The sequence below is a fragment of the Cryobacterium sp. Hb1 genome, assembly GCF_004403585.1.
Taxonomy (GTDB): domain Bacteria; phylum Actinomycetota; class Actinomycetes; order Actinomycetales; family Microbacteriaceae; genus Cryobacterium; species Cryobacterium lyxosi.
The window spans coordinates 170634-182842 of sequence record NZ_SOHI01000024.1 but is presented as its reverse complement, the minus strand read 5'-3'; the positions used below and the strand labels follow the sequence as shown (position 1 = coordinate 182842).

Annotated in this window: 9 protein-coding genes and 1 pseudogene; 5 read left to right on the top strand and 5 right to left on the bottom strand. The window is 62.4% G+C overall.

What is annotated here, in order from left to right:
- Positions 1-36: 36 nt before the first annotated feature.
- The 5 genes from E3T38_RS08325 to E3T38_RS08305 all read right to left on the bottom strand — a co-directional run bounded on the left by E3T38_RS08325 (position 37) and on the right by E3T38_RS08305 (position 6929).
- Complete coding sequence (locus tag E3T38_RS08325) at positions 37-1401, bottom strand: PLP-dependent aminotransferase family protein (protein ID WP_370449008.1); 1365 nt, start codon at positions 1399-1401, stop codon at positions 37-39.
- 102 nt (positions 1402-1503) lie between these two features.
- A complete protein-coding gene (gene trxA / locus E3T38_RS08320) occupies positions 1504-1827 on the bottom strand; it encodes a thioredoxin (protein WP_104128743.1) in 324 nt (107 codons plus the stop codon).
- Positions 1828-1837: 10 nt separating this feature from the next.
- Positions 1838-2809, bottom strand: a complete 972-nt coding sequence (gene trxB / locus E3T38_RS08315) for a thioredoxin-disulfide reductase (protein ID WP_134547815.1) — start codon at positions 2807-2809, stop codon at positions 1838-1840.
- 183 nt (positions 2810-2992) lie between these two features.
- Positions 2993-4618: a murein biosynthesis integral membrane protein MurJ gene (gene murJ / locus E3T38_RS08310; protein ID WP_134547814.1), complete on the bottom strand. Its 1626-nt coding sequence runs from the start codon at positions 4616-4618 to the stop codon at positions 2993-2995.
- Positions 4611-6929 carry a DUF6049 family protein gene (locus E3T38_RS08305; protein ID WP_134547813.1) on the bottom strand — a complete coding sequence of 773 codons (2319 nt, stop codon included), beginning with the start codon at positions 6927-6929 and terminating at the stop codon, positions 4611-4613. The genes murJ and E3T38_RS08305 overlap by 8 nt, the downstream gene beginning before the upstream one ends.
- Before the next feature lie 80 nt (positions 6930-7009).
- Between E3T38_RS08305 and E3T38_RS08300 the strand changes: the two genes are divergently transcribed.
- From E3T38_RS08300 to rpsF, 5 genes and pseudogenes are all read left to right on the top strand, one after another.
- Positions 7010-8440, top strand: a complete 1431-nt coding sequence (locus E3T38_RS08300) for a CCA tRNA nucleotidyltransferase (protein ID WP_134547947.1) — start codon at positions 7010-7012, stop codon at positions 8438-8440.
- Entirely contained in the window at positions 8430-9311 is an 882-nt protein-coding gene (locus tag E3T38_RS08295; RefSeq protein ID WP_134547812.1) for a carbohydrate ABC transporter permease, read from the top strand. The genes E3T38_RS08300 and E3T38_RS08295 overlap by 11 nt, the downstream gene beginning before the upstream one ends.
- The gene (locus E3T38_RS08290; RefSeq protein WP_134547811.1) at positions 9298-10128 is read left to right on the top strand and encodes a carbohydrate ABC transporter permease; all 831 of its coding nucleotides are present in this window, start codon (positions 9298-9300) and stop codon (positions 10126-10128) included. The genes E3T38_RS08295 and E3T38_RS08290 overlap by 14 nt, the downstream gene beginning before the upstream one ends.
- Before the next feature lie 42 nt (positions 10129-10170).
- Complete coding sequence (locus E3T38_RS08285; RefSeq protein WP_134547810.1) at positions 10171-11511, top strand: sugar ABC transporter substrate-binding protein; 1341 nt, start codon at positions 10171-10173, stop codon at positions 11509-11511.
- A 152-nt stretch (positions 11512-11663) separates the two neighbouring features.
- Positions 11664-12032: pseudogene (gene rpsF / locus E3T38_RS16940) on the top strand (30S ribosomal protein S6); the annotation flags it as partial.
- Positions 12033-12209: the final 177 nt, after the last annotated feature.

The following is a 12209-nucleotide window of genomic DNA, read 5'->3' as shown; positions in this document are numbered from 1 at the left end:
GTTTTTTCCTAGCTGGGTGTGGGTAGTAAAGCGAATTTAGGAGATGTTTGCTGGCGGACCGCCGAAACGCGGATTGTGGATACCAGGCCGATCTGGGGCAGCTCCGAGTGATCCTGTGCCCGCGAAAGTATCGAGTAGGTCGAGTTCGCCGCGAATCACAGTAGCCAGTCGGCGTATGCCAAGGCGAATGCTGTCGGGGGTGGGATAGCAGAACGCGAGACGTAAATTCTGGCGTCCATCACCGTCAGCGTAGAACGCGGTCCCGGGCGTATATGCGACAAGTTCCTTGACCGCACGAGGGAGCATCGCTTTGGAATCGAGTTGTTTGGGTAGGGTCACCCAGACGTAGAAACCACCGGTTGGATCGGTCCAGCTCAGGTCGGGGAGATACTCATCCAAGGCAGCCAGCATGGCATTCTTGCGTTCGTGGTAGACACCACGAAACGTGTTGATTTGCGCTTTCCAGTCAGCCGTAGAGAGGTATTCCGAGATGACCATCTGGGTGAAGGAGCTGGGAGAGAGCACGGCCGCCTCGTTGGCGAGCACGAGTTTCTCGCGGATCGCGTGCGGGGCGAGTGCCCAGCCCACCCGGAAGCCGGGGGCGAGCGTCTTGGAGAAGGTACCCAAGTAAACGACACCGTCGCGCTCGAGCGAGCGGATGGCATCTGGTGCAGGCTTGTCGAAATAAAGCAGCCCGTACGGGTTGTCCTCGAGCACCAAGATGTTGTTCGAGCGGCAGATCTGTAGAATTTCCAGGCGTCGGGCCCAACTGAGGGTTACGCCCGCCGGGTTGTGAAAGCTGGGAATGGTATAGAGAAACTTGATGGTGCGTCCGGCTGCCTTGAGGGCCGCAATGTGCTCGATCAGTGCGGCGGGGATCAGGCCATTCTCGTCCATTGGCACGTGGTCGATCTCGGCTTGATACGACTTGAAGATCACCATGGCGGTGACGTAGCTGGGGCCTTCGGAGATGACGACGTCACCGGGGTCCAGGAATAATTTGCTCACCAACTCCAGGGCGTGCTGGGAGCCGGTCGTGACGACCACGTCGTCAGCATTGGCCTTGATGCCCTCGAGTGCCATAACGTCGAGAATCTGCTCTCGTAACAGGGGAACTCCCTGACCAGAGCCATATTGCAGGGCGGTGGCACCCTTTTCCCGCATGACGCGGTCCATGGCGTTGATGACGAGGTCCTGTGGCAGGGCGGCGACGTACGGCATGCCGCCAGCGAGTGAGACCACCTCGGGGCGGGAAGCCACGGCAAAGAGTGCACGCACTTCGGATGCCTTGAGCCCGGCGGCTCGGTCGGCGTAGTGGTGGTACCACGGGTCGAGGTTGTTGCCGCCCTGCGCAGTAATTGTCTGCACAGCGCCGGCCTGAGGGGAACCCTGAATTGTCACGTCACATCCGTTCTACTGTGTTCTTTATCGTATGGGGTGGCGCCGGGCAGGAAAAAACCCGCCCGGTCGATGCCGGACGGGTTTGATCGTGTGGAAACTGGTTTAGACGAGGAAGTCGGCCAGGTCCTTCTCGAGCTGCGGCTTCGGCTTGGCGCCGATGACGGTCTTGACGACCTCACCCTTCTGGAAGACCTTCATCGCGGGGATGGAGGTGATCTGGTACTTCGCGGCCAAGGCGGGGTGCTCGTCGACATTGAGCTTGACGATGTCGAGCTTGTCGGCGTTCTCGGTTGCAATCTGGTCGAGGATCGGGCTGACGGCGCGGCAAGGGCCACACCACTCGGCCCAGAAATCCACCAGAACGGTCTTCTCGTTGTTGATGACTTCTTGCTCGAAGTTGGCTTCGGTAACGGATCGTGCGGTCATGTAATGCTCCTTAGTTGACTGATGCGAGTTCGGTGTCGCCGGCTTGGGCCAGCAAGGCAGGGGGAAGGGTGCTGAGGTAGTGCTCTGCGTCGAGAGCGGCCGCGCAGCCGGAGCCAGCCGCAGTGATGGCCTGACGGTAGCTGGAGTCGATCACGTCGCCGGCCGCAAACACGCCGGCCTGGCTGGTAAGCGAGGATCGGCCCGCGACGGCGATGGTGCCTTCCGGTGTGAGGTCGAGCTGCTTGTGCACGAGGTGCGTGCGTGGATCGTTGCCGATCGCCACGAACACACCACCAACAGGCAGGCTGGTTTCGGTTCCAGAGACCGTGTCGCGAAGGGTGAGGCCGTCGACAGCGTCGGTGCCGGTGATGCCGACGACCTCGGAATTCCAGGTGAATTCGATCTTGTCGTTTGCGAAGGCACGTTCCTGCATGATCTTCGATGCGCGCAATTCACCCTTGCGGTGGATGACGTGCACCTTCGAGGCGAACCGGGTTAGGAACGTGGCTTCTTCCATAGCGGAGTCGCCACCGCCGATCACGGCAATTTCTTTGCCCTTGAAGAAGAAACCGTCGCAGGTGGCACACCAGGAGACGCCGCGGCCGGAGAGACGTTCTTCATCACTGAGGCCCAGCTTGCGGTAAGCGGAACCGGTGGCAAAAATGACCGTAAGCGCCTGCTCAACGTCACCGTTGCCGAGAGTGACCGTCTTGATGGGTCCCGACAGGTCAACAGATTCGACGTCGTCATAGACGACCTCGGTGCCGAAGCGTTCCGCCTGCTCCTGCATTTTGGTCATCAGGTCGGGCCCCTGGACGCCTTCCGGGAAGCCGGGAAAATTCTCGACGTCGGTCGTGTTCATCAATTCACCGCCGGCCTCCACCGAGCTGGCAACCAGAAGCGGTTTGAGGTTGGCCCTCGCGGCGTAAATCGCCGCCGTGTACCCGGCCGGTCCGGAACCGATGATGATGATCTGACGCACGCGCACGCTCCTTGCAGTAATGGGCAAGACGGGCAATATCCCGCCTCACGTTTCGATACAACACATCCTAATCGGCTGCTATTCCATGGCTTCCCAGCTTGGAGGCGCTGCACCGGCACGGGTTAGGGAAAACCGGGTGCAGCCTTCACCCCGGCGCTGGGGCGACTGCGCCCATCGTGGTACCTAGCGGCGCAATCGTTCACGCAAGGGCGTCAGGAACGCTGTGAGCTCGTCGCTGCGCATGAGCAGCAGCAGACCGAAGTAGCTCGCGGCCATGACCACACCGATCAGAGCCATGGAGACCATGGCCGTGAGCCTCGAGGACACCGCGAAGCCATTCTCGACACTTCCCCCCAGGATCATCATGAGGGTCAAACCCGCAGCCAGCGGAACGATGACGGCGACCAGATATTTAACCAGGCTGCGCAGAATACGGCGCCCGTCGATACCGTGCATTCGACGGCGCAGGAGCAGCGCGGCCAGAATGGCCTGCAGCGTGCCGGTCACGGTGATCGAACCGGCGATGCCCACGGCAATCCAGTCTGTCGGCAGCCACGCGCATGCCACCACGGCGCAGACGAGCAGAACGACCTGGAACAGGGTGAAAAAAAACGGTGTGCGTGTGTCGCCGAGGGCGTAAAAAGTTCGTTGCACAACGAACAACACGCAGAACGGCACGAGCCCCAGAATAAACGCAATGATGACGTTGCCGATGGATTGAACCTGGTCGAATGGTGCCACGAAGACGGCAGCGAAAGGGTAGGCGCAGACCGCAATGACGGCCGCAGCGAGCACGATCACCAACGACGTTCCCCGAATCGCGCTCGAGGCATCCGTTTTTACCAGAGTCCAATTACCGCGTGTGGCATGTTCGCTCATGCGGGTGAAGTACGCCGTCGCGACCGACACCGTGATCACTGAGTGCGGCAGCATGAAGATCAGCCAAGCGGTGGCAAGAACGGCAACGGATGCCTTACCGTGTGCCAACGTCACGACTTGCGTTTCGACGATGCCCGCGAAAGTGGTGAGCAGCAGCATGCCGAAGGTCCAGCTCGCCATTTTTCCTGCGGCCCCGAGACCGACGCCGCGAAAGTGGAAGTCCGGGCGATAGCGCAAACCGATGCGATGCCAGAAATAGAACAGCACGACGGCCTGGGTGATCACGCCGAGGGTGGCACTGCCTCCCAGCACAGCGACCATGGCCGATGTGATCTCGGAAGCCGAACGATCACCGAATGGGTCGGGGCGAAACAGCGTCGCGAAAACGACCAGGCCAGCAATGGCTACGAGGTTGTTGAGCACCGGCACCCACGTGAATGGTCCGAAGGATTTGCGGGCGTTGAGGACTTCGCCCAGCAGCGTGTAGAGGCCATAGAAGAACATTTGCGGAAGGCACCAGTAGGCGAATGCCACGGCCAGCGCCTTCTCGTTCTGTGGCAGGTTCAAGCCGATGAACCCGGTGATGATCGGGGCCAACAGGGTAGCCGCGAGGGTCGTCGCACACAGCACGACCAAAGCCAGCGTGAGCAGTTTGTTGATGTACGCCGTGCCGCCGTCGGCGTGCAGGCTGGCCCGAACGATTTGCGGAACCAGAACGGCCGTCAGGATTCCACCGGCCACGATCACATAGATCGTATTCGGCAGCTGATTGGCGATCGCGAAAGTATCGGCAGCGGCGCCGAACTGGCCGATTATGGCGGCGAGCACGATGACCTTGACGAAGCCGAGAATGCGCGACACGATCGTGCCCGAGGCCAGGAACGCACTCGCTCGACCGATTCCGCCGGTTCCGGTCACGGTGTCAGACATCGGATTTTGCCTCCGGCAACACCTTGTCGCCTGCAGTAGCGGATTCCTTACCGGCGCGTTCCCGGCGCCGGCGCACGATATTACGCCAGATGCCGAAACCAAAGAAGCCGACCACGAGGATCGCGAAGATGCTGGCGCCGACTCCTTCCCAGTCGGCGCGCACGCTGACGTCGATGGGGGCCGGCTGGCCCAGCGGAGTGCCGTTCAGGGTGAATAAAGTGACTCGCAAGACGACGTCGCCATTGCCGACGGCAGCGCTGACCGGCACGGAAACCGCCTGTGCGGAGTTGGGCTGAATAATAGTCTCGAGGGTGTCACCGACAACGAGTCGACCGTTGGAGGGCACAATCTCGGCGCGCACGGTGACGGCTTGGTCCAAAGCGTTATTGAGCGTGATGCGGAGGTCGACCTTGCTGCCCACCACAATAATCGGTCCACGGGTGGTGACGGTCACGGCGTGAATCAGGTCGAAGGAGGCAGCAAGGCTCGCCTGGACCTGCATATCCCAGGCCGCTGTCTGCGAAGCCCAGGTCGTGTCCAGAAGGGCCAGCAAATTCAGTCGTGCCGGCGCGGTGAACGCGATAGGGTCGGCCAAAATGGTGGCGAATTCAGCGATCGCCCCCTCGCGCTGCAACAGGGATCGGGCGAGCGTGACCCGGTTGCTGTCAATGGCCTGGTCGTTAAACGTCACCGTGGTGGCCGGGGCGGAGTTCACGGCTGACTGCAGCGGAGCAGCGTTCGACCAAGCCGTAGAATCGAGCGCCGAGAGGGTCTGAGCGATCCGGGTGGCACTCGCCGGGCTGCTGCGATCGAAAGTGACCAACATCGTGCGTGCCGCGTTGGGGTTCTCCGCAGACACGATCGCCAAAAGCGAAGCAGCTTCGGAGATGTTGACCCGCCACTCATCCTCGGTCGTTGCGGCGGCGGCGGCACGGACGGCGGTCGAGAGCACGGAGTCACTGACGAGGGCCAGCCCGCCCGGAAGAGTGAACGCCGCATTAGGGGTGAAGACGTCGGATTGTTCGACGTTGCCGCTGGAGAGGATGGTCGTGGTTTGGCCGCTCGCGGCAAACACGCCGAGGTCGGTGCGCGCAACTTGCCCGGCGACCGGCCACCCGATCGCGGTGCTCGTATACTCCCACGCCAACAGGTCACTGGTCGAGGGAATGACCGTTGCACCGGGTTCCAACGTGGGAGTCGGGGTGGGCGTTGGGGAGGGGGCAGTTGTGGCCCTGGTACGGGACGTGATGCTGGACACGTCGGTGGGTCTGGTCGTGGGTTCAGGGATTGGTGCGGCCGAGGGCACGACAAACAGACTGGCGTCAATCGCCGACAGGAACGAGGTCGGCGCGAGCAGCGTCGTGGCTCCGGCCTGCGCTTGCAACGCGATGTCAGCATCCGCGTAACCGAGTGGAAAAATGTCATTGCTCGCCCCGGCCAGGCGGTCGAGCCAGGCCACGGCCGACGCCGGAGCTGCGGTGCCGAGCACGCGAATCGAGGCGATGATCTGCGGATCAAGGGCGATCGTTGCCGTGGGGGTATCTATGGCGGCATCCAGTTGGCGAGAGAGCAGACCGACCGAGCTTGTGTACGCCTCGAGCGCCTTCGAGGTGATCAGGCCGGTCGCGCTTTCCGGGGTCGTGATCGGCAAGATGGAAGCCAGCTCGACCGGGGTGATGGCGCTGCCCTGCGACCAGACAAATGTGCCGCGGCCCTGCGCCTGAATTACGTCAGCCACACTGAGTGTCGCGGCGAGCCCACGGGATCCCCATGCGTTTCGGTCGGTCAATCCAATGGCCTCGGCCGGAACCGTGATGCTGAGGTTCGTGCTGGCACGAGCCGGAATAACTTCCGTCGTCGGCACGCCCACCAGTTGGTCGCCGGAGTTTGTGTCCTCATTGGGCCGCAGCCAGCTATCGAGCGCAGCTCGTGTGGTGAGCGCGAGTTGCGCGAGGTAGACATCGATGCGGCCGGTCGGAATGTCAGCGTCCGTGTTGTTGTGCACGGTCACCGTCAGAATCAGATCCTGGCCAGGCGTCAATTGCGGCGAAGTGGTCGGAGATACGGTGACGCGAATGGTGTTTTCGGGGGTTGCGGCGCTCGTGACCGTGCTGTTCTCCGTGTTGGAGTGGGCCACTGGGAAAGAAAACGTCGGTGCCAAAATCAGGGCGGCCAAGGTGAGCAATCCTGCCAGAAACGCCGTGATCGAAAGCAATCCCCGATGACCTAGCCCGCGTCCGGCCGGGCGCACGGCAGCGCACGCGGCAACCGGGAGCGCGGGCCGATGCGCGGGATCTGACTCGGCCACCATAAGGGGATTCTACGGCGTACCGGCCTAGAGCTGCCTGCACCGCGACTGCGCGCCTCAGGATGCCAACTAATATGGGGCTTATGCAGAGCGTCGCGGCAGCCCTCGCACGACTGGGCGACCTGGCTGCCACTCCCACGGTATCCCGTCTGGCGAACGCATTTGCGGTGGCCGGCCATGAACTCGCTCTGGTCGGTGGCCCGGTGCGCGATGCGTTTCTTGATCGTCCACTGCACGACCTGGATTTCACCACGGATGCGACCCCCGACCAGATCCTCGCGCTCGTCAAGCCCCTGTCGGAAGCGCAGTGGGACATCGGCCGGGCATACGGCACGATCGGTGCCAGCCTGGCCGGCGAGACCGTGGAAATCACCACCTATCGGGCCGACAGTTACGACGGCACCACCCGCAAGCCCGACGTCGTGTTCGGACGCCACCTGGAAGCCGACTTGCTACGCCGCGACTTCACCGTCAACGCGATGGCATTGCGCCTGCCCCAGTTGACACTCGTCGATCCGGCTGGCGGCATCGACGACCTGCTGGCCAAACGACTGCGCACCCCGAGCACTCCGGAGGTTTCTTTCGGAGACGACCCGCTGCGGATGCTGCGCGCGGCTCGGTTCACCGGGCAGCTGGGGTTCACGCTGGACCTCGACACCGCGCTGGCCATGGAGAAGATGCGGGACAGCATTCGTATCGTGTCGGCCGAACGCATCGGTGACGAACTGTCGAAACTGTTGGTCTCGAAGGACCCACGCGCCGGCATCGAAGTGCTCATGGAGTCGGGCCTGGCCGAGATCGTGCTCCCCGAGATTCCCGGGCTGCAATTGGAGATCGACGAGCACCACCATCACAAGGACGTGTACCAGCACAGCCTCACCGTGCTGGAGCAGGCCATGGGCTATGAGAAATCACGCGGCAACCTTGAGGCTCCCGACCTGATTGTGCGCCTCGCCGCCCTGCTGCACGACATCGGCAAGCCGGCCACCCGCAAACTCGAACCGGGTGGAGTGGTGAGCTTCTACCACCACGACGTGGTCGGGGCGAAGCTGGCGAAGAAGCGACTGCGCGCCCTGCGCTTCGACAATGACACCATCAACGCTGTCGCTCGCTTGATCGAGTTGCACCTGCGCTTCTTCGGCTACGCCGAGGGGGCCTGGACCGACTCTGCCGTACGCCGGTATGTGCGCGACGCTGGGGATCAGCTGGAACGGCTGCACATTCTCACCCGTGCCGACGTCACGACTCGCAACCGGCGCAAGGCCGATCGGCTCGGTTTCGCGTACGACGACCTGGAACAGCGTATTGCCGCGCTGAACGAGCAGGAAGAGCTCGGCGCCGTGCGCCCTGACCTCGACGGTGAACAGATCATGGTCGTGCTTGGAGTAAAACCCGGGCGCGAGGTGGGCGAGGCCTATCGTTATCTGCTCGAGCAACGACTTGATGACGGCCCGCTGGGTGAGGAAGAAGCCACGCGCCGTTTGACTCACTGGTGGGCGGAGCGTGTCCAGTAAAAGCAGCCTGCGTCGACGCAGTGCGATCACCGGCTATGCCCTGCTCGCGCCCAGTCTGTTCGGCGTAGTCTGCTTTCTCCTGCTGCCGGTGCTCGTCGTGCTCTGGCTTAGCTTTCAGAGCTGGGACCTGATCGGCCCGATCACCTTCGTCGGTCTCGACAACTACCGATCCGTTCTCAGTGACGGTGTCTTTGGCAATTCACTGCTGGTAACGCTCATCTTTGTCGCGCTCGTGGTCCCCATTCAAACTTTGATCGGACTGGCCGCGGCCACTCTGCTTACGCGCGGCCTACCGGGGTCGGCCTGGTTTCGCACCGTCTATGTACTGCCGTGGATTTGCGCACCACTCGCCCTCGGAGTGGTGTGGAAATGGATCCTCGCGCCCACTGACGGTGCACTCAACACCCTGCTCGGGCAGCGCGTCGAGTGGCTCAGTGACCCCGCACTGGCGCTGCCGGCCGTGGCTGCAGTGGTGATCTGGACCAACGTCGGTTACGTCACCCTGTTCTTCATGGCCGGGCTGCTCAACATTCCCGGGCAGATTCTCGAGGCAGCCCGCATCGACGGGGCCGGCGCGGTCAAGATGTTCTGGCACATCAAGCTGCCCCTGTTGCGCCCAACGATGTTCTTTGTGTTGGTCACCACCGTTATTTCGGCCTTTCAGGTCTTCGATCAGGTGTACGCGCTCACCCAGGGCGGCCCGGCACGATCGACGGATGTTGTGGCCGCGCGCATCTACTACGAAGCTTTCGACGCCTTCGACCTCGGCCGCGCGGCCGTCATGGCCGTCGTCCTGCTGGTCATCCTGGTTGTCATCACCCTCGCCCAGCAGCTCTATTTTCGCCGGAGGGTCACCTATGAGATGGACTAAATTCTCCACCACGGCCGCTGTCTATCTGGTGCTGGTCCTTGGCGCCGTGTTCACCCTCGGCCCGTTCCTGCTGAGTATCTTGACCGCGTTCAAGACGCGTGGGCAGTTCGCGCAGCAGTCGGCGCTGAGCTGGCCTGACCCGTTCACCCTGGAGAACTTTGCGCTGCTGCTGAACGGTCCGGCCCAATTCGGGCGCGCCATCCTGATCACGGTACTTGCGGCCGTGCTGATTCTGGTCGGGCAGTTGATCTGCTCGATCCTCGCCGCCTATGCCTTCGCCCGAGTCGACTTTCCCGGTCGCCAGGTGCTGTTCTGGGTGTATCTGTCGACCCTGATGATTCCGCCGGTCGTGCTTGTCGTGCCGCTGTACCTCATGATGACCGAGGCCGGGCTGCGCAACTCGTTTTGGAGTCTCGTGCTGCCATTCGTGTTCGCTTCCCCCTATGCGATTTTTTTGCTGCGCGAATATTTTCGGGGAATTCCCCAGGAACTCATCGATGCTGCCCGGCTCGATGGGGCGAACACCCTTGACGTGTTGGTCGAGATCGTCGTGCCGCTGTCCCACCCGATCATCGCTACCCTGACCCTCATCACAATCGTGAGCCACTGGAACAGTTTCATGTGGCCGCTCGTGGTCACGACCGGTACCGAGTGGCGGGTCGTGACCGTTGCCACAGCGAGCCTGCAAAGCCAGTTCAACGGCAACTGGACACTCGTGATGGCGGCCACCACGCTCGCGCTCGTTCCGCTCCTTGCACTGTTCCTGATGTTCCAGCGCAGCTTCGTGCGGTCGATCACCATCACGGGATCTGCGTAGGCTGGTCCACTGGGGAGGTTCGATCCGTCAACAAAGGACATCATGGCCAAGCGTTCCACCATCATTGCTGCCGGCGCGCTCGCCGTGCTGCTCGTCATCACCGGGGCTGTCGCCGCACTGAATTTCTTCGACTCTGACACGGGAGACACGGCGACCACGGTGACCGTGCGCCTGTGGGACGAACAGGTCGCTGCCGCCTACGAAGAGTCTTTCACCGCCTTCGAACAGGACAATCCCGACATCCATGTCGACGTCGAGATCGTGCCGTGGAACGACTACTTCGAGAAGCTGCGCACCGACGTCGCCGGTGACAGTGCCCCCGACGTGTTCTGGGTCGATGGAGGCAGCTATCCTGCCTATGCCGACGCGGGCGCCCTGCTCGACATTACGACCGCCATTCCAGCGGATGCCCAGGCCGGCTGGGTTCCAGCCGTCGTGGCGCAGTACACCCGGGATGCCACGCTGTGGGGAGTACCGCAGCTGGCCGACCCCGGCATCGCGGTCTATTACAACGCCGACCTGCTCGGTGATGCCGGCCTGAGCGCTGAAGATGTATCTGCGCTCACTTGGGATCCCACCGGGAACAATGACACCCTCATCAGCGTGCTGCAGAAACTCACCAAGGACTACAACGGGAATACGGCCGACAGCGCAGCGTTCGACGGCTCCAACCTCAGCCAATACGGCTACAACGCTGGTTACGACCTACAGGCGATGGTGCTGAACTATCTGGCCTCCGGTGGCGCCCAGTTCCAGGATGAATCGAATCAGTATGCCTTCGCGTCTGACCCGGGCCTCACGTCATTCCAGTACCTCGTCGATCTCATGAACAAATGGCACGTCGCTCCGTCGGCCGCCGATACAAACACCAACGGCGATTTCAGCCGCGAGCAGTTTCTGCAGGGCAAGATGGCCCTGTTCCAGAGCGGGGTGTACAACCTCGCCAATGTGAGTGCAGGGGCGAACTTCGACTGGGGCATCGTGCGACTTCCCAGCGGTCCCGCCGGCTCGATCAGCGGGGTCGATGGCATTGCTGCTGCCGGAAATGCTTCATCGGAGCACCCGGCGGAAACTCAGCGGGTGTTGGAATGGCTCGGGAGCGCTGCCGGCTCCGAGTACATCGGCGCGTCCGGCGCAGCATCTCCGGCCGTGCTGGCCGCGCAGCCGGCATACGCTGCTTATTGGGCCGCCGAGAAGGTCGACATCAGCCCGTTCTACGACGTTTTGGCTGCCGGAACGGCGCCGGCGCCGCGCGGGGCTGGCTGGCCGGCCGCCGAGAACGCCATGCGGCCACTGCTTGACGAGGTCTTCCTCGGTCGCATCCCGGTGCACCAGGGCGTGCTCGCCGCCCAGAACGCGGCAAACGCGACTTTGACCGAGTAGACCGGCGGATCAACTGGCGCAACGAGTCGGTATCCGGTAGTCTGGGCAGGTTGCCTGCGTGCCGGATTCCTGGCCTCCGCGTTCAGCACATGCACAACCCTCCTGTTACAGAAAGTCTGTAGCCGTTTTAGTCCGAAGGAGGTGGGTTAGTCATGCATCAGTACGAACTAATGGTTATCCTCGATCCCGAGATCGATGAGCGCACCGTAGCTCCCAGCCTTGACAAGTTCCTCAACGTTGTTCGCAACGATGGTGGAACCATTGACAAGGTTGATGTCTGGGGTCGTCGTCGTCTCGCATACGAGATCAACAAGAAGACCGAAGGCATTTATGCCGTCGTCGACTTCACCGCGAACGCCTCAGCCACGGTCGAGCTCGACCGACAGCTGAGCCTGTCCGAGGCAGTCATGCGCACCAAGGTGCTCCGCGCCGAAGAGGGCATTGCCCAGGTCGTCGTCGCTACCAAGCTGGCCGCAGAGAAGGCTGCCCGCAAGGCTGCCAACCCCAAGGTCATCGCGGCCAAGGCTGAAGCTGCTGCCGCAGCCGCTGCCGCTCCGGCGGCCAAGGTTGCTGCTGCTGCGAAGCCTGTCGTCGCCGATGCAGTCGAGGCTTCGGCCGCTGCTGCTCCGGTTGCCGCCAAGGTCGACGCGTCCACTCCGGTTGCTGCCGCTTCCACCGCGGTCCCCTCCGCGAAGGTT